18 protein-coding genes and 1 pseudogene are annotated in these 17843 nt (G+C 34.2%); 18 read left to right on the forward strand and 1 reads right to left on the reverse strand.

The window, feature by feature from the left end; translation table 11 throughout:
- Positions 1-213 precede the first annotated feature (213 nt).
- The 8 genes from deoD to AMD00_RS22635 all read left to right on the forward strand — a co-directional run bounded on the left by deoD (position 214) and on the right by AMD00_RS22635 (position 7684).
- Positions 214-930: a purine-nucleoside phosphorylase gene (gene deoD / locus AMD00_RS00450; protein WP_053415138.1), complete on the forward strand. Its 717-nt coding sequence runs from the start codon at positions 214-216 to the stop codon at positions 928-930.
- A gap of 152 nt (positions 931-1082) precedes the next feature.
- Positions 1083-2420 carry an MFS transporter gene (locus AMD00_RS00455; RefSeq protein WP_053415139.1) on the forward strand — a complete coding sequence of 446 codons (1338 nt, stop codon included), beginning with the start codon at positions 1083-1085 and terminating at the stop codon, positions 2418-2420.
- A 156-nt stretch (positions 2421-2576) separates the two neighbouring features.
- Positions 2577-3317, forward strand: coding sequence for a GntR family transcriptional regulator (locus tag AMD00_RS00460; protein ID WP_053415140.1), 741 nt, complete (start codon positions 2577-2579; stop codon positions 3315-3317).
- A 454-nt stretch (positions 3318-3771) separates the two neighbouring features.
- Complete coding sequence (locus tag AMD00_RS00465; protein ID WP_053415141.1) at positions 3772-4446, forward strand: response regulator transcription factor; 675 nt, start codon at positions 3772-3774, stop codon at positions 4444-4446.
- On the forward strand, positions 4436-5764 hold the full coding sequence (locus AMD00_RS00470; protein ID WP_053415142.1) for a sensor histidine kinase: 1329 nt from the start codon (positions 4436-4438) through the stop codon (positions 5762-5764). The genes AMD00_RS00465 and AMD00_RS00470 overlap by 11 nt, the downstream gene beginning before the upstream one ends.
- 197 nt (positions 5765-5961) lie before the next feature.
- Positions 5962-6810, forward strand: a complete 849-nt coding sequence (locus AMD00_RS00475; protein ID WP_053415143.1) for a COG4705 family protein — start codon at positions 5962-5964, stop codon at positions 6808-6810.
- 367 nt (positions 6811-7177) lie between these two features.
- On the forward strand, positions 7178-7480 hold the full coding sequence (locus tag AMD00_RS00480) for a hypothetical protein (protein WP_053415144.1): 303 nt from the start codon (positions 7178-7180) through the stop codon (positions 7478-7480).
- The gene (locus AMD00_RS22635; RefSeq protein ID WP_083446051.1) at positions 7481-7684 is read left to right on the forward strand and encodes a helix-turn-helix transcriptional regulator; all 204 of its coding nucleotides are present in this window, start codon (positions 7481-7483) and stop codon (positions 7682-7684) included.
- Positions 7685-7860: 176 nt separating this feature from the next.
- Here the strand turns inward: AMD00_RS22635 and AMD00_RS23050 are convergent.
- Positions 7861-8013 (reverse strand): annotated as a pseudogene (locus AMD00_RS23050) (IS3 family transposase); the annotation flags it as partial.
- A gap of 188 nt (positions 8014-8201) precedes the next feature.
- On the opposite strand from AMD00_RS23050, the gene AMD00_RS00490 reads away from it, so the two are divergent.
- From AMD00_RS00490 to AMD00_RS00535, 10 genes are all read left to right on the forward strand, one after another.
- The gene (locus AMD00_RS00490; RefSeq protein WP_053415146.1) at positions 8202-8681 is read left to right on the forward strand and encodes a metal-dependent hydrolase; all 480 of its coding nucleotides are present in this window, start codon (positions 8202-8204) and stop codon (positions 8679-8681) included.
- 224 nt (positions 8682-8905) lie between these two features.
- A complete protein-coding gene (locus AMD00_RS00495) occupies positions 8906-9661 on the forward strand; it encodes a transglutaminase-like domain-containing protein (RefSeq protein ID WP_053415147.1) in 756 nt (251 codons plus the stop codon).
- Between the two features lie 37 nt (positions 9662-9698).
- Positions 9699-10130, forward strand: a complete 432-nt coding sequence (locus AMD00_RS00500) for a hypothetical protein (protein ID WP_169786286.1) — start codon at positions 9699-9701, stop codon at positions 10128-10130.
- Between the two features lie 338 nt (positions 10131-10468).
- The gene (locus AMD00_RS00505) at positions 10469-10993 is read left to right on the forward strand and encodes a sigma-70 family RNA polymerase sigma factor (RefSeq protein WP_053415149.1); all 525 of its coding nucleotides are present in this window, start codon (positions 10469-10471) and stop codon (positions 10991-10993) included.
- Entirely contained in the window at positions 10983-12440 is a 1458-nt protein-coding gene (locus tag AMD00_RS00510) for a hypothetical protein (RefSeq protein ID WP_053415150.1), read from the forward strand. Before AMD00_RS00505 ends, AMD00_RS00510 begins: the two co-directional genes overlap by 11 nt.
- 211 nt (positions 12441-12651) lie before the next feature.
- The gene (locus AMD00_RS00515; RefSeq protein ID WP_053415151.1) at positions 12652-14115 is read left to right on the forward strand and encodes a protein adenylyltransferase SelO; all 1464 of its coding nucleotides are present in this window, start codon (positions 12652-12654) and stop codon (positions 14113-14115) included.
- Positions 14116-14347: 232 nt separating this feature from the next.
- Positions 14348-14857, forward strand: coding sequence for an RNA polymerase sigma factor (locus AMD00_RS00520; protein ID WP_053415152.1), 510 nt, complete (start codon positions 14348-14350; stop codon positions 14855-14857).
- Positions 14847-15494: an anti-sigma factor family protein gene (locus AMD00_RS00525; protein ID WP_053415153.1), complete on the forward strand. Its 648-nt coding sequence runs from the start codon at positions 14847-14849 to the stop codon at positions 15492-15494. The genes AMD00_RS00520 and AMD00_RS00525 overlap by 11 nt, the downstream gene beginning before the upstream one ends.
- A 155-nt stretch (positions 15495-15649) precedes the next feature.
- Positions 15650-16324: a response regulator transcription factor gene (locus AMD00_RS00530; RefSeq protein WP_053415154.1), complete on the forward strand. Its 675-nt coding sequence runs from the start codon at positions 15650-15652 to the stop codon at positions 16322-16324.
- Positions 16321-17688 (forward strand): sensor histidine kinase, encoded by a 1368-nt coding sequence (locus AMD00_RS00535; RefSeq protein WP_053415155.1) that lies wholly within the window; start codon positions 16321-16323, stop codon positions 17686-17688. Before AMD00_RS00530 ends, AMD00_RS00535 begins: the two co-directional genes overlap by 4 nt.
- Positions 17689-17843 lie beyond the last annotated feature (155 nt).

The raw sequence follows: 17843 nt of genomic DNA on the forward strand, positions 1-17843 counted from the left end.
AAATTGTTAAATGCAAAAATTATATTGAAAAAAGAAATGAATATGTGGTATTTTTATATAATATCAATTAGACAACTTGTTATACAAGATGTTCGTTAGATATATAAGTTGTCTATTTTTTCTTGAAAAGAAAGCGCATTCAGATTTTTAAAGAAATAGAGTACTTTAATGTATAAACGACTTTATAAAACATTTTCAAAGGAGACTTATTTGATGAGTACAAATCACAAAGAAACACCACACATTAAGCCTAATGGAGTAGAAATTGCAGAGACAATTCTATTACCAGGTGATCCATTACGAGCTAAATTTATTGCAGATAATTATTTAGAAGATGTTGTGCAGTTCAATGAAGTGCGTGGCATGCTTGGATATACAGGTACTTTTAAAGGACAAAAAATTTCTGTAATGGGTACAGGTATGGGAACAGCTAGCATGGGGATCTATTCATGGGAATTAATTAACGTATTCGGCGTTAAAAACTTAATCCGTATTGGATCAGCTGGTTCAATTAAAGATGACCTGAACTTGTATGATATTGTGTTTGCAATGGGATCTGCGACAGACTCTAATTACGCACACCAATTTAATCTACCAGGTCATTACTCAATTACTGCATCATATGAATTACTTGAAAAAGCTAAGAAGGTAGCTGATGAAAAAGGATATCCTGTTCGCGTAGGGAATGTACTTTCTAGTGATGTCTTCTACAATGCTGATCCAACAGCAATGGAAAGATGGAGTAAAATGGGCATTTTATGCGCGGAAATGGAGTCTGCTGCACTTTACATGAATGCTGCGCAAGCAGGTGTAAATGCTCTTTGTATCATAACAATTAGTGACCATATCTTTAAACATGAGCAAACAACGCAATTAGAAAGACAAACAGCATTTACTAAAATGATGGAAATTGCATTAGAGCTAGCTTAATAACTATTTAAGTGGAATAAAGCGAATGTAAATTAGAGGAAGCAGTTAAATTATAATATTTAACTGCTTCTCAATGTAGCAGTTGATTTCATGTCAAATGGCATGTTAAATATTGGAATAAATTAAATTTTCTTAAGACAGGGAGCCATAGAATGGTCGCAATAAGTGAAAAATCATCAGCATCACAAAACCATAATGTGAAAAAGGCAGTACCTATAATTTTACTTTTCTTTGTTTTCGCATTGACTATTGATAATTCGTTTAAATTAGTTTCAGTAGCAATAGCAGATGACCTTGGAATTTCAGTAACAACGGTTAGCTGGCAAGCTACTCTTGCAGGTCTTGTAATTGGTATTGGAGCAGTTGTATATGCTTCCTTAGCTGATTCGATTAATATCAGAACGCTTTTAATTGCTGGTGTTATTATGATTTGTGCGGGTTCTGTGATGGGTTACGTTTTTAAAGATTCGTATGCGATGATTCTTTTTTCGAGAATTATTCAAACAGCTGGTTTAGCATCTGCTGAAACATTATATGTAATTTACGTTACAAAGCACTTGCCAAAAGCTGAACAGAAAAAGTTTTTAGGGTTTAGTACAAGTAGTTATTCATTGTCACTTGTAATTGGTTCTGTAACAGGAGGGTTTGTTTCAACATATTTACATTGGACGACTCTATTTATAATTCCTTTAGTAACAATAGCTCTTGTTCCATTTATCATGAAATATTTACCGAAAGAAGAGTCTAAAAAAAGTTACGTTGATGTAATTGGATTATTTTTGATTGCAGCAATTGCTACATCGGTAATTCTCTTTATTTCAGACTTTAATTGGCTATATCTAGTTGGTTTTATTATTGCTATGACGTTATTCTTAGTGTATATAAGTAAAAGTCCTAAAGCTCTAATAGATATAACTTTCTTCAAAAACAAGAATTTTATTAGAACTTTATCAGTTGCATTTGTAATTTATACAGTTCAATTAGGCTATATTTTTACTTTCCCATTTATTCTTGAAGGAGTATATGGTTTAAAACTAGATGTTATCTCATTATTATTAATCCCTGGGTACATTGCAGCAATTATTGTTGGTATGCTTTCTGGGAAAATTGCAAAATATTTAAGGAGTAAACAAGCAATCACTATTGCACTTATAGGTATTGCAGCTAGCTTATTAATTCCAGGCTTATTTGTTGGAAGTCCTGTTGTCATTTTTGTTATTTCTATGATGTTATTCTCAGGTTCATTCGCTTTCATGTATGCACCTATGCTTGAAACATGTATTAGAACAATACCACAAGATAAATCAGGAACAGCAATTGGTTTCTACAATTTAACATTGAATGTGGCTGCTTCTATTGGTATCACATACACTGCAGCAATGCTTGATAAAGTAGAAGCTTCAACTATCCTAATTGTCCTTTCAATTATTGCATTTGTTAGTTTAGGTCTGTTTGTGGCTTTATTGGGTAAATCAGCAAAAACAAATTAACAGAAGTTAGTTTAAGTAAATGTGTCACAGATAATAAACTGTGACACATTTTTTATTATATATTAGAAAAAGATAAATATTTGGTAAGTTAATAATACATATAAAAGAAACAAATAGATGATCCATAATCTAAAAATAATATAGGTGTGTGTGAAGATGGCATTCAAAATCACGAACTTGCAAGAAAGAAAAAAACCATTGTATATTACTGTGTATGATGAATTATATAAACTCATCATGAATGGCACGTTTATATTAGATAGTAAATTACCAGCGGAACCTGCACTAGCAAAAATGTTCGGGGTTAGTAGAATGACATTAAGACAGTCCCTTTCTCTACTACAAGACGATGGTCTGGTTAAAAGAGTACATGGAAAAGGGAATTTTATTACTAAAATCCCAACTAATAATCAAAAAATAGATTTAGAGAAAATAGGGAACCCTCTATATAAATCCCATACGAAACTAATAGACGATGTTGAGATGATTTTTAGAATTGATTTGGATAGTGAATATACGCAGCAAGTGTTAAGTAAGAAGTCTGCTGCAGTTGTTGCGTTTGAGCGCTGGTATAAAAGTGCAGGGGAAGTTGTAGCTTATTCTTTTACGAATATGGCGATTGAAACGGTATCTGAATTGAATTTAGATTTGCAAGATAATGATCTATTATTAGAAATGCTTGAAACTGGAATTTATGAGCTAGCAAATAAATCTACAATTGACATAAAGCGTTCAACTTCTGTTAATTCCTCATCACAAGAACATAAAGTAGTAAGTGGAGAAAACTGTGATTTAATATTAGAGAGTGTTTTTAATCATGAGGATTACCCATTAGTTTACAATAAATACTATATACCTAGAGCGTATAGTTGCTTAAAAGTAAATGCGGTGAAGTAGAGAATAGCTATTAACTTTACGTATGCATTAACTTGGAAGCCGAAGAAGTTGTTCCATTAGCAGTTTTTAGAAGAAACTAATACTTTTAGAAGATTCTTTTATCGTTTTGAATAATTGCCAAGTTCAAATGAAACTTTGTAATTATATTAATAAGGAGAACCGTATCATAACTAAGTGAAGTTTATAAAGGACAATAGTCAATACTGTCTCTAAAGAAAGGGCTTGCCTGGATGGCAAGTCTTTTTATTTTGCAATTTCTCTTGACCTATAGCCTACAATAACGTATAACCTCAAATAGAGATTTGAAAAATAACCCTATCTTTCAAATTTATTATAACTCAATAAATTATCTCTAATTTAGAGTTATAATAATTTTTATAAAGAACGATTATATATCAGGGAAAAATGAAAAATTACAAATTTAAGCGTTGGATTTATGAATGGGAGTGCACTTATGAAAATTCTATTAGCCGAAGACGACCATCGATTAGGCAAGATGTTAGAACATATGCTAAAAAGAAAAGAAGGATATTCAGTGGAATGGTATACAAATGGAAATGAAGCATATGAATATGCGCTATCTTCACATTATGATGTATTAATTTTAGACTGGATGTTACCTGAACTAGATGGAATTACGGTATGTCAAAGGCTAAGAAAAAGTGGATATACAGGAGCAATAATAATTTTAACAGCTAAAGATAACGTAATGGATAGAGTAAAAGGTCTTGATTCTGGGGCGGATGATTACCTTACTAAACCGTTTGAATTTGAAGAACTTTTTGCTCGTATACGTGTTCTTGCTAGACGAAATTTTGCACCTTTACATGGTGACGTTTTCATTTTGGGAAATCTAACTATAGATCGTACAAAACATACTTTACACCGTGAGGGCATTGAAATATCTTTAACCCCTCGTGAATTCCATTTATTGGACTTATTAATACGGAATAAAGGAAAGGTTCTCACTCGTGAAGTAATTCTTGATCGAGTATGGGGTTACCATGCAGATGTGGGGAGTAATTCCGTTGATGCATATATTAAATTACTCCGAAAAAAAATAGATGTTCCTGGAGAAAAAACGATTATTAGCAGTATTCGGGGAGTAGGGTACTCCGTTGAAAAATAATATAAACTTATTCGCTACTACAAGAAAAAATCTAGCACTATATAACAGTAAAATGCTAATTATTTTCTTACTTCTATTTAATGTCGTAATAAGTAGCTTCCTTTTTATAAATATGTACACTGAACAAAAAGTCGTGTTGTTCGATATCGCTAAACAAGAGATTAAAGAGTTAATTATAAACAAAGCAGGAACCCAAAATGGAGATAGGAATAATGTTCCAGTTTCTAATATAAATAACGTACAAGGAGTATTCTTAACTTATTATTTGGATACAAATAGAGAACTAATAATAATGGATGAATTTTCACCCGAATTACGTGAATCTATTTTGGGGAAAGTGGAAAATTGGAATCCAGATAAAATGGAAACTAAATATGAAAAGATACAATTGTCAAATGACGAGTCACTCTATCTACTTATAGCTTCTCAGAATATTTATGAAAATGGTGTGCTAAAAGGAACTATTTATGTTGGTAAAGATATTACTTTTTTAAGAAGTATGTTTATTCATTTTTTATTTATTTTACTTGGAATATCACTTTTCTTTTTGATTGTGGCACTTATAGTCGGACAAATAATGACAAAACGGGCGATGAAACCAATTATTAATTCGTATACTTTACAAACGGAATTTATTGCCAATGCTTCGCATGAGCTAAGGACACCTTTAAGTGTCTTGAAAGCTGGAATAGAAGTCATTGAATTTGAAGAAGGTAAGAAGTTTTCATCATTTTCTAAAAGTGTTTTATCTGATTTAAAAGAAGAAATAAGAAGTACAACACAATTAGTGAATAATTTGTTATTTCTAATACGCTCAGACTCAGGGGAACAGGCTACTGTTGTTGAAAGTTTTGATTTATTAGAGTTAATGCAACAAACCCTACGCTCATTTGGACATATATCAGAAGCAAAGAAGATAAAGCTGAAATTACAAATGCAAAATCCATTAATTGTATGTACAGAAAAAGAAAAAGTAAAGCAATTGTTGTATATATTAATTGATAATGCAATAAAGTACACACCGAATGGGGGGCAAGTAAGCGTTTCGTATAAACTTAAATCTGATAGTCAAAATGAGCAACTCTATATTGAAGTTAAAGATACTGGGATTGGTATTTCTAAAGAGCTTTTAGAGAGAATATTTGACCGTTTTTATAGAGTAGATAAAAGCCGTTCTCGAAACAGTGGAAGTTCTGGTCTTGGACTATCAATTGGTAAATTTATTGTAGAATCTTTAAATGGCACTATAGAAGTTTCAAGTACATTGAATAAAGGAAGTAAATTTACTATAATAATTCCACTTTTAAAAACCAACTAAAATAAATAACTATGTTTTTCATTCACGTTAGAAAAGATTAATAACTAATCTTTTCTAACGTTTTTTCATTTATTTTTCATAATTGTATTATATAGTTTCACCATAAGGGTTGAGGGCCAAAAGTTGCATGTACCTTATTAAATCTGAAAGGTATTTATGCTACAAAAGAGATAGAAAGAGTTAGGGAGGAATAGTAAATGGAATATAGCAATAAGCAGGATAAGAGTAGAAAACAAGGGATTTCTACTGAAGCCGGAGAAATAAGACAAAACGACAGACAGATGCTGTACAAGGTTCCAGTAGTCATCACGATATTCTTTTGGATCATTAAAATCATGGCAACAACGGTAGGGGAGACTGGCGCAGATTATATGATCGAAAAGTTGAATTTGGGTTTAACCAATACGACCATTGTCATGAGTATTCTTTTGATTATCATTTTGTTAATCCAGTTCAAAGCTAGAGTCTATGTGCCAAGTATATATTGGCTTACAGTTGTGTTAATCAGTGTGGTCGGTACGCTGGTCACTGATAACTTAACTGATAATTTAGGAGTCCCTTTGCAGATGACTACTATATTCTTTATGGTGGCACTAATGGTTACCTTTGTGGCATGGTACGTAAGTGAGAAGACACTATCTATTCACTCCATCTACACGATCAAGCGAGAAGCTTTTTATTGGTTGAGCATTCTATTCACCTTTGCTTTAGGTACTGCAGCTGGTGATCTTATAGCAGAGGGACTCGACTTAGGTTACTTGATGTCAGCGCTAATATTTGCCGCACTAATCGGGCTAGTGACCATTGCTCACTATGTATTCAAAATGAGTGCAGTGTTGGCTTTCTGGATTGCTTATATTCTGACCCGTCCTTTCGGTGCATCACTAGGAGATTACCTTTCACAGTCTCAACATGCTGGCGGCCTTGGTTTAGGTACGTCTGGTACAAGCATAATTTTTCTTTTAATAATCATAATCTTGGTCTTCTACTTGACTAAGACGAGAAGAGATGCTCCAAGCTTGACTGTGGAGTTGGGTAAGAGCTGATAGCAATTAGTATAATGCGAATCACCCATGTATAGCTAGTATACTAATGGGATTATTGAATCTATCGAAAGCATTAAACAAGGGCTCCACGGTTTCTCTTATTAAGAAAAAATAATTTATAAAAACTCATCAATACATTGAAATGACTCAAGAAAGTTAGATATATGTTAAGAAGCTTAAAAGACCTAAGTTCGGTATTTCACGGGCTTAGGTCTTTTAATTTGGCTGTTTTCTAAAAGATTGTTGTTTTTAGTTATAATTTTATTGAAAAATTAATTATGTAAAAAGTATTTGACATTTTTGAAGCTAATGCTACAATAATAAGTGTCAAATACTTTTTACATTTTGATAAGGAGGGAACTAAAAAATGGATTGGGTTAAAATTGTGTATTCAGTCATATTGTTAGTTTGTGGAATTTTGATTTTTGTTGCAACATTTTCTCAAAAGGGTGATGAAAGAAGGAAGTTTATCAACACGAAAGCTCAATCATATGCATTTATCGTAGTCGTAGGTATGCTAATTTTAGAAGTTGTACAGTCAATTTATCTAACTATTCAGGAGAAAATTTCTTATGATGGTAATGGAATTTCGCCGATAGCGTTTCTGACGGTGATTTCCATTATATATATGGTAACATTACTAATTTACAGAAAAAAATATGGTGATTAAATGAATAATCACATTAAGAAATTAAGGAAATCAGCTAAATTATCCCAGGAAGAACTGGCTAAACTCTGTAAAGTATCCAGACAAACAATAAATGCAATTGAAAATAATAAATACGACCCTACTTTACAATTAGCGTTTGACATAGCCTCTGTATTGGATACCACAGTAGATGAGCTTTTCATCAGTAGTTCTATTAGAGAGTGATAAATTGACCTCATATCGAGGCCTTTTTTTACACTCCTCAACATTTGAACAGTCCTGTAATTTGAATTTTGACACGCTGAAATAAGCATTTGCTCAAATAAGGCTTGTTGGTCTGTTTTCTTTAATTTACTTACTGCTTCATACACTTATCTCCACATTTTGACCGCATCGTATATTCAACCATAATCGGTATTTTTAAGGGAGCAACAATCTTTGAGAAAACAGCCTTTAATTTTTCCTGTAATCGTTTTGTAATTGTAATAGTGGATATAATCTGTGAGCTCTTGTTCAAAATGCGTCATGGATTCAATTTCTTGTATGTCCTGAGGTTCAGATTTTAATCAGCCAAAGAAGTTTTCGATGACTATTAAAAGGTGTATTTATTTTAACATTAGGTAAAATAACACAAAACATTTGTTTGTTTATCAAAAAAACACTATTATATATATAATTATGACTATGATTAGTGTAATGTGAAAGGGCACACATTTTAATAGAATTAAGGAGAATTACAAGCATGACAGGAAATACTCACATCTTAGGCGGCATTACAGCAGGTCTTGCTTTTGCACAAATTTCAAATTACGATCCATTAATACTTATTGGTTCAAGTGTTGTAGGGGCATTGATTCCTGATATTTGTCACAGTGGCAGTAAAATAGGACGGACGTTCCGTATGACATCAAAAATCGTCAATAAGATATTTGGGCATCGATCGTTCACACATAGTTTGCTGTTTTTATTATTAATGTCCTTTGTTATGAATACATATATTTCGAATGAATCCATCACAGCAGGCGTATTACTAGGAATGGTCAGCCATTATATCCTTGATATGGCTACAAAAAATGGCATTAAATTATTCTTCCCAGTAAAAATTACAGTGCGATTCCCGCTTACAACTCGAACAGGAAGTAAGGTGGAGAATATAGTGGCTACTGTATTAACAATTATTAGCGTGTATTTCGCATTTGAAACTATTGTTCATTTACTCTAGAACAGAGATTTCCTCTTAAGTCTAAATTGACTTAAGGGGATTTTTTAATAAGAGATCAGTTATTATTTTTATTTACATTAATGTTATAATATGGATATAGGTTGAAGGTTTGGAGTTAATTCAAAAGATATAATGACTAATTGTTCTTCGTAAAACGAAATGTATTTGCATTTTTTCTTGTCGAAGAAAAACTTTCGAAAGCTTAGAAAAGGGGAGTGAGATGAATGAGGAAGCAAAATTTTAAATTGAAATATCAGTACCAAAATATGACTAATGGAAATGTTGAAGTATGGTTTTCAGAACCAAAAGAATCTTCCACACAACAATATATCACCACAGAACCTAATCTTAAACCAGAGAAAATATCTGAACATGCATTTTTGAATAATCTGTGGTATTACAATTTAGATCCAGGTCAAAAATTAGAAATAACAATTGATTATCAAGGTAGCAGAAGAGATAAAACTTATACATCGAATATAACAAAAGAAGAAAAGGAATTTTTTTTGCGTTCTACAAATCTAATACCTGTAAGTGAGGAGATTAAAAAAGAAGCTCTAAAGATCGTAGAAGGAGTAAGTACAGATATTGAAAGGGCTAAAAAGTTATTTCTTTATATTATAAAAACGTACAAGTACTCCTCACATTTTTCTGGAAGAGGGGTTGCGGCTTTTAAAGAAAGGAAAAAAGGTGACTGTGGAGAGTTTGGTGCCATTTTCTGTTCGTATTGTAGAGCGATTGATATTCCCGCAAGAATGTTATATGGAACTTGGACACTCAAGAAATTTTCACCTCATGCATGGAGTGAAATTTATATTGAAAATGAAGGATGGATTCCGGTTGATCCGAGTATGGGAAGGATGAAAATGTATTTACACCCATTTATAAATATTTCATCAGCTATACAATATGGAGTTTTCCCGAATAAAAAAAGATATTTTGGCGATCACGAAGGGAAAAGGTTAGCAATATTCTATTGACCCTGAAAGATTGTTAGAACCGCAATACATTGATAATATGGAATATTCACAAGAATTAACAAAAGAATGCATTGACGGTAAAGAAATAGCATGGGGGTATGAATCAATAGAAGGTAAAGCTCCTTTTTTACAGCCTATTTATCCAAAATTACATAGTAAAGAAGCTCAAACTTCAATTAAAGCATTATTTGGAGAGTGGACTGGACAACACACTTCTATTCTGAAGAATTTAACTTATAAAGTAAAATTGGCAAGTTTCAATATAGGTTTTCTTCTCATAATTTTAGAAATGATGAATGATTTCGTTTTAAAAAACGAAATGTTGCTTAATTTACTACCACTCTTAGCATATCCATTTCTATTATTAGGCACGATTCTTTCCATTGTAAGAAATGAGGGGAATCTACTTCTTTATGTATTTGGCTTTTTCTTAACGTTGTCATGTTTAAGTATACTTTCGAACATTTAAGAATGCCAACAACCGAAATTATACCTGGTTCTATTACGACTAATAGTCAGAAAATTTATAACGAGAGATGATTTTGATGTAATATACTAAATCAGAGCTATAATTTAAGAATCTAAAAGATGATTTTAGAAAAAGGAGCTAGGTGACCCATTGGTTACCTAGCTTTTATCATTCTCTTATATTCTAGAATGCTAAACCTTTATTGCAATACCTACTGTATAGTTATAGGAATACAGTAATGACTAGATGAATATATAAATTTCTTTTTTTCATTATTAACCAAAAGTGAAACTTAAAATTTATGAGCGTTGTCTAACACATATCAAGGGGGAGAGCTGATGGAGAAAGAAGAGCGCAATAGGCAGCTGCAACTAGCCATGGATTTGTACGGGAAGTATCTCGTAAGGCTTGCTTATACGTATGTGAAAGACGAATCAAAAGCTGAAGATCTCGTGCAAGAAGCATTTATACAATATTACATACATCTTGAAGATTTTGAAGCAAAATCTAGTGTAAAAACATACTTATATCGAATTATAGTGAATATTTGTCGCAATTATTTAAAAAGTTGGTCATATCGAAAGCTTGAGTGGACGGAAACAATTTCAAAATGGCTTGCCACAAGTGATGGCCCGGAACAGAGAGCTATTATGAAGGAAACGAGTAGTGAAGTAAGTGCATTACTTTCAAAGTTAACCCCAAAATATAGAGAAGTTCTTTGGCTCTATTATTTAGAGGGATTTTCGATACAAGAAGTTAGTAGAATTTTAGAATGCTCTGAGAATACAGTAAAGACCAGGTTAGCGAGGGGAAGACGTTTAGCTAAAACAACATTTGAGGAGGGCGTGCTAGATGAAAACTGAATGGAAAAGCATATTAGATCAAATAGTCCCTAAACATGTCACTTTAAGTAAAGAAAAACAGCAAACAATCCTTGAACAAGCAGAAGCACGTCTTGAACAAAAAAAGAAACCTAAACGTAAATGGCAACCTGTTCTAGTTGGAGTAGCACTCGCCGTTATTGGGTGTTTGTTTGCGGTAATTTTCTTAAACGAACAGGTAATTAGACAAGAAAAAAATGCAGATGTGATGTATGAAAAAGCAATTTTACCTTATGAATATCCAAATTTAATAGATGCTCAATATGATTATTCAACTCATTCACTAATTACACTTAGTTCAAATCGAAAAAAGGTTTTAAAGTATGATTTAAACATGCATTTTGAGGAAGATTTAATAAAATCAACAGCAGTTCCTATACAAGATATTACATTCAATGAACAATGGTTGGTGTATGCTACTGTTTCGTCTATTTATGTACAAAATCGAAATTCAAATGAAACATATAAATTAAATCAGCAATTTGTTGGAGACTTACAAATTTCCAGTAATAGAATTTCATTTTTAGATGCTTCATCAGATAAAGTGAATTTCCGGATGGTAAATCTTGATACGAAACAGATTACGAAAATCCCTATTAAATTAGAAAGCTCGAATAGTCATTCAGTGTTAAATGATCAATATTTTATTACTGCAAATAAAATTAAAGATCATCAAGCTATTTACATTTACGATATTGGTAATCAAGAAGTGAAAGTGTTTAATGTAGAGGCAGATCTTGTACAAAGGCTATCTTATGCTAACGATTCAGTATTTTTTATCGGAGATGATGTGCTACAACAGATGAATCTTAGTACCGGTAAAATTTCGCCTATTCAAACAAATGACTTTAGTGACTTCGGCATTTATCAAAATCATATTGCATTGACAGAAGGAGATACGGTAAAGCTCTACACGTTAGCTGATTCCAGCCTTACGGATACCCATGCATTCGATAATATTCCTGATAGACTTGTAGTTCCAAGATTTTCGCCAGAAGGTGTCCTTGTTGTTAATGCAGAAGATGAGGATCATTCCATCTACACACTTGATGTCAATGCGAATAAAATTCATTATGTTGGTGAAAGTAAAAACTGGAAAGCAACATTTGAATATACTTCCTCTGAGCATTGGGGAGAGGGTACGGGTAAAATAGATTACAAAAATAATGATAAAAGCAAATTAACCGTGCATTATAAAGGAGACTTAAAAGAATTAGCTCTAAGCAAGAAGATACACATTTCATATGCTGTAGCTGGGGGGGGAAGTTCTCTCAATCAAGAATTAAATGAATCTATTGTTCAACGTGAATATACCTTAACTAGTGCTTCTATAGGCGGTTTGCTTATCCGTGAAGAAAAGGTAATTCCGGTCACCGTAAAATGGGGAAATCAAAAAGAGATCATTGAGTTGAAGTTGAAGCAAAAATAGAACATAAGTGAATATTGTAATGTACACCCAGATTAAGCAATTCTGAAATAAAAAGGACTTGAAACTGTGCAAACGGTATAATAAATAGGCAGAAGTAAACATTAAAAAGAAATGAATTGTTTTTTTATAGAATGAAGATAACATTTAAATGTTTTTCGTTATTACTTCATTTAAGAGAAAGTTTATATATAAAGACAAAAAAGGAGAAACCATGACAAAAAATAATGAAACAGGTTGGAACTTTGACAACAGTTATAACAGTCTGCCGAATACTTTCTTTTCAAGCATCAATCCAACTCCTACAAATTCGCCGGAGTTGATCATTTTCAATAGTGATTTGGCAACATCTTTGGGCTTAAATATTCAAGAATTACAAAAAGAAGAGGGTATTGAAATACTTGCAGGAAATCAGATTCCTGAAGGCGCTTCGCCACTTGCTCAAGCTTATGCGGGGCATCAATTCGGTCATTTTAATATGTTAGGAGACGGCCGAGCAGTACTGTTAGGTGAGCACATTTCTCCAAATGGGCAGAGGCTAGATGTTCAGCTTAAAGGATCAGGTAGAACGCCATACTCCCGCGGGGGTGATGGACGTGCAACTCTAGGACCAATGTTACGCGAATATATTATTAGCGAAGCTATGCATGCCCTTGATATCCCTACTACCCGTAGTCTTGCAGTAGTAACAACAGGTGAGTCAGTTATCCGTGAAACCGAACTACCGGGCGCAGTTTTGACTCGTGTGGCAGCTAGTCATATACGTGTTGGAACCTTTCAATATGCTACAAATTTTTGCACTATAGATGAACTCCAGGCACTTGCTGACTATACACTTGAGCGTCATTTCCCTAACAATGAAGCTAATGAGAACAAATATCTTTCGTTACTTCAAGAAGTGATAGAGCGTCAAGCGAAGCTTATTGCCAAATGGCAACTAGTTGGTTTTATACATGGAGTGATGAACACAGATAACATGACCATAAGCGGTGAAACTATTGATTATGGTCCTTGTGCTTTTATGGATGTCTATGACCCAGAAACCGTGTTCAGTTCCATTGACACTCAAGGACGCTACTCTTATGGTAATCAGCCATTATTAGCAGGTTGGAATCTAGCGCGCTTTGCTGAATCTCTATTGCCTCTACTACACGATGATTTGGAGCAGGCTATAGAACTGGCCCAAAATCAGCTATCTGGGTTTAATGAGTTGTATCAATCCAATTGGCTCGCGGGAATGAGAGCCAAGCTTGGGATATTTAACGAAGAGGACGAAGATGAAGCTCTAATTAATGGACTCTTAAGTATAATGAAGAAGTATCGTGTAGATTATACTAATACTTTTCGCGCTTTAACTTTAGATGCGATGGATGAAACTGCCCTTTATGGGACTCAAGAATTCGCACAGTGGTACGAGCTTTGGCAAGCGAGACTAAGCCGACAACAGGAATCCCAAACATCATCGAATCAGTTGATGCGAGAAAGTAATCCAGCGGTAATCCCACGTAACCATCGTGTAGAAGCTGCACTAGAAGCAGCAGTGAATCAAGGTGACTATAGTGTGATGAAGCGACTTTTAAATGTACTTTCAAATCCTTATGAGTATTCAGCCGAACAAACTGAATATGCCACGATATCTACATCAACAGTGCCATACCGTACTTATTGTGGTACTTGATAATATAGCTTTGTAAAAAAATTGATTATTTATATTTAAGATTGATTAAAAATCATCTCACTTCTATTGAATTCTTAGAGGTGAGATGATTTTTTTTGTTGGATATTTATGTTGATTTTTTCTACAAAAATTAACTATACATGAAAAAAATTAAAAATTTCTGTAACGAATAGCATTTTAAATCTATATATAAGTGTCACAGGTGAAAAATTGGAGAGAAGGGGGGAGGAAGGTGGAGGATTTAAGTGATATATACAATTCATATGCAGATGAAGTAAAACGTTTTCTTATTTGTTTAACTTCAAATGTAGATTTAGCTGAAGAACTTACCCAAGAGACCTTTTATCAGGCGGTAAAGTCTATTCATCGATACAACGGTAAATGTAAAATGTCTGTTTGGTTATGTCAGATTGCAAAACATACATATTATAACTACTTAAAAAAGGAGAAGCATTCTAATAATATTAGTGTCGAAAATATGATGCAAATGGGGATGGATATCCAGTCTCATGAAGAGCAGCCAGACGTTGAGATTGTCAACCGGAATACACTTATCTCGATACATAAAGAAATACATCTGTTAAGTGAACCTTATCGTGAAATATTTTTATTAAGAACATCCATTTCTCTCAGCTTTAAAGAGATTGGTGAGATTTTTGATAAAAGTGAGAACTGGGCGAGGGTGACCTATTATCGTGCCAAACTAAAATTAGCGGAAAGGATTGATCCTTATGAATTGTAATATTATTAAAGATTTATTGCCATCTTATATTGATGAGATTTGTAGTGAAGATACTGCAAAATTAGTTGAAGACCATGTACAGCATTGCGAAGAATGTAAGCAGACATTAAAAAGGCTACAGCAGCAAACAGATTATGTTCAAATGATACCGGAAGAAGTAAAAAAAGCAATTACACCTTTTAAAAAAATTAATTCAAAGCGGCGTATCCAAGTTATTACGGCAATTGTTATGACTTCTTTAATGACCTTTTTTATCACGACTGTAAGTTATCTCGTTTATCAGGATGTAGGTGTTGTTCATGATTTCTTTTCCCCAAAGGTGAGCACAGTTGTGGATGTAGAAGATGATTCGGAAGAGTGGCAAAGCGTAAACTTTAATGACAAAAATTATCTAATATTTGATAGTGTTTTCTGGAAGAAGTCTATCGTAAATGCCGGAAGTAATGAAATTGATAGTGGAAATGAAACTGAAAGTGATATCCTTCTAAGAGTAAAAGATGTAAATGGTAAAGTAATAGTTGATGAAATTCAAGTAAAGCCTGCAACAAGCGTGAAATTGGATGGCTTAAAGAAAAACGAAAAGTATTTCTTTGAAATAAAAGCGCCACAAGGAAGGTTTTTTATTAATGCGTTTTGACAGAGACCTAGATGCTTCCTAGGTCTTTTTTTATAACTGATAAGCATAAGTAAGGGACTACTATCTACTATCGCACTGAAAGGGGGAATAGGAGTAAATCAATATTAAATATAGTATAATAGTTACTTCAATATGAGATGGAAAAGAGGGAACGGATGCCTACTATACTGGTTGCTGACGACGATGCGATCATTCGCGAACTTGTTTGTTTATTTCTACGCAACGATGGATTCGAAACACTTGAAGCCGTGGACGGTAAGGAAGCACTGACTGTCTACGCCTCGAAGCATGTGGATCTTGTAGTACTTGATATTATGATGCCGATTATGGATGGTTGGACGTTATGCAAGGAGCTTCGAAGAGCCAATCCTGATCTTCCTTTACTTATGCTGACTGCAAGAGGCGAAACATGGGAGAAAGTGAAGGGCTTCGAACTTGGAACAGATGATTATTTGACGAAACCATTTGATCCATTGGAGTTGACGGCTCGTGTTAAGGCATTATTGAAACGATACCGCATTGGCTCTACGGAGACGATCCAGTTCGGTAACATTATCCTTGATCGGAAGACTTATAAGGTGATGAGTGGGTCAGATTCGCTTACTTTGCCACTCAAGGAGTTCGAATTGCTGTATAAGCTCGCTGGAACACCGGGACAGGTTTATACTCGTGAGCAGTTGATAGATCAGATTTGGGGGATCGATTACGCTGGAGATGATCGAACGATAGACGTACATATTAAACGTCTGCGTGAACGTTTCTCTACTACAACAGATTTTCGTATTGAAACTGTGCGTGGACTTGGATATCGGCTTGAGGTGTACGAATGACCAGATCTTTATATACGCGTGTTGTCTTGACATTTCTGGTCTCCGTAATAGGGGGCACTATCATTGCTTTTTTTATGTCAACTTGGGTATTTAAAGATAAATTGAACGAAAACTTAAAAATCCCCTTACTTCACTTTGGTCAGGACATTGTGCGGATTTATGAAACGCTTCCGTTAGGTGAAGCGGAGTTATTCGTCAGTGGAATGAAGCAGCTTGATTCATATCATATCCGAATTTATGATGAAACGGGTCAATTCCAGTCATACGGCTCACTTAACGGACACAATCCGGTGACTGTGACTAATGAACAACTAAAGGATGTATTTGATGGAAAAGTTGTTCAAGTCAATCCAAATGGTGTTGCTAGTTTTTTCTTAGGATTACCGTTGAAAACGGAAATGGGAACAAGAGCAATGTTTGTAGAGCCGCTCGCGCCCCCTTCTACCGCTTTTACTAGAAATTGGGCGATAACTTTTTTGATCTATTCATTGATTGCAGGAAGCTTTTTAATTCTAATTGCAGCCATGTTTCTTATAAGGCCGATCAAAAAGCTGACGCAAGCAACTAGGCGTATAGCAGCTGGAGATTTCAACGTTAAGCTGAATATTAAACAAAATGATGAGCTGGGTACTTTGGCTCGCAGCTTCGAAGAAATGACGCATGATCTACATCAACTGGAGCAGATGCGTAGGGATTTCGTCTCGAACGTGTCGCATGAAGTTCAATCGCCGCTCACTTCGATATCCGGTTATGCTTTAGCGCTCAAGCAAGTAGAACTCACAGATAACGAGAGAAGCCGTTATCTCGACATTATCATCGCTGAAGCAGATCGGATGTCTAAGATGAGTGATAGCCTGCTCAAGCTGAGTTTACTTGAATCGCAGTCACAGCAACTTCAGCTGGTAACGTTTAACCTTGATGAACAGATTAGAAGAGTCATCATTGCGATCCAGCCACAATGGTCAGCGCGTAACATTCGCTTCGAGCTCAATTTAAAGGCGGTTCGCTTAATGGCTGATTATGATCAATTAAATCAGGTATGGACGAACATACTGGGCAATAGCATCAAATTTTCCAATGATGGTGGCGTTATTAACGTCAACATCGAACAAGATAACAAAAATGTAATGGTACTAATATCCGACACGGGTATTGGTATTTCACTTGCGGACCAGAAGCGTATATTCGAGCGATTTTTTAAAGCCGATCGTTCTCACAGTCGTAAATATGGTGGTAGCGGTATGGGACTTGCCATAGTTAAACAAATTATATCACTTCATGAAGGGGATATCCGAGTGGAAAGTGAGCTTGGCCGAGGAACGACTATCATTGTCACCTTGCCAATCACAACGTCAACAGATTAGTTAAATTGATAAGTTATCAAATGGAATATATAAGAGCGGTTTTTGTATTCTCTATACTACGTAGTTATATGGAAGTTTTCTTACATATAACGTCGTAGTATTTTTTTGCTTGTTCATACTCAGTTCATATTGTCGTCATAATGAGTACATCTTCG

The sequence above is a fragment of the Viridibacillus arvi genome (assembly GCF_001274945.1).
Taxonomy (GTDB): domain Bacteria; phylum Bacillota; class Bacilli; order Bacillales_A; family Planococcaceae; genus Viridibacillus; species Viridibacillus arvi.

Coding starts and splice junctions, on each gene's coding strand:
- AMD00_RS00490 (WP_053415146.1), top strand. CDS start 8,202: ATGACAGGAAATACTCACATCTTAGGCGGCATTACAGCAGGTCTTGCT.
- AMD00_RS00515 (WP_053415151.1), top strand. CDS start 12,652: ATGACAAAAAATAATGAAACAGGTTGGAACTTTGACAACAGTTATAAC.
- AMD00_RS00505 (WP_053415149.1), top strand. CDS start 10,469: ATGGAGAAAGAAGAGCGCAATAGGCAGCTGCAACTAGCCATGGATTTG.
- AMD00_RS00535 (WP_053415155.1), top strand. CDS start 16,321: ATGACCAGATCTTTATATACGCGTGTTGTCTTGACATTTCTGGTCTCC.
- AMD00_RS00510 (WP_053415150.1), top strand. CDS start 10,983: ATGAAAACTGAATGGAAAAGCATATTAGATCAAATAGTCCCTAAACAT.
- AMD00_RS00475 (WP_053415143.1), top strand. CDS start 5,962: ATGGAATATAGCAATAAGCAGGATAAGAGTAGAAAACAAGGGATTTCT.
- AMD00_RS00525 (WP_053415153.1), top strand. CDS start 14,847: ATGAATTGTAATATTATTAAAGATTTATTGCCATCTTATATTGATGAG.
- AMD00_RS00460 (WP_053415140.1), top strand. CDS start 2,577: ATGGCATTCAAAATCACGAACTTGCAAGAAAGAAAAAAACCATTGTAT.
- AMD00_RS00495 (WP_053415147.1), top strand. CDS start 8,906: ATGAGGAAGCAAAATTTTAAATTGAAATATCAGTACCAAAATATGACT.
- deoD (WP_053415138.1), top strand. CDS start 214: ATGAGTACAAATCACAAAGAAACACCACACATTAAGCCTAATGGAGTA.
- AMD00_RS00480 (WP_053415144.1), top strand. CDS start 7,178: ATGGATTGGGTTAAAATTGTGTATTCAGTCATATTGTTAGTTTGTGGA.
- AMD00_RS00530 (WP_053415154.1), top strand. CDS start 15,650: ATGCCTACTATACTGGTTGCTGACGACGATGCGATCATTCGCGAACTT.
- AMD00_RS00465 (WP_053415141.1), top strand. CDS start 3,772: ATGAAAATTCTATTAGCCGAAGACGACCATCGATTAGGCAAGATGTTA.
- AMD00_RS00455 (WP_053415139.1), top strand. CDS start 1,083: ATGGTCGCAATAAGTGAAAAATCATCAGCATCACAAAACCATAATGTG.
- AMD00_RS22635 (WP_083446051.1), top strand. CDS start 7,481: ATGAATAATCACATTAAGAAATTAAGGAAATCAGCTAAATTATCCCAG.
- AMD00_RS00500 (WP_169786286.1), top strand. CDS start 9,699: ATGGAATATTCACAAGAATTAACAAAAGAATGCATTGACGGTAAAGAA.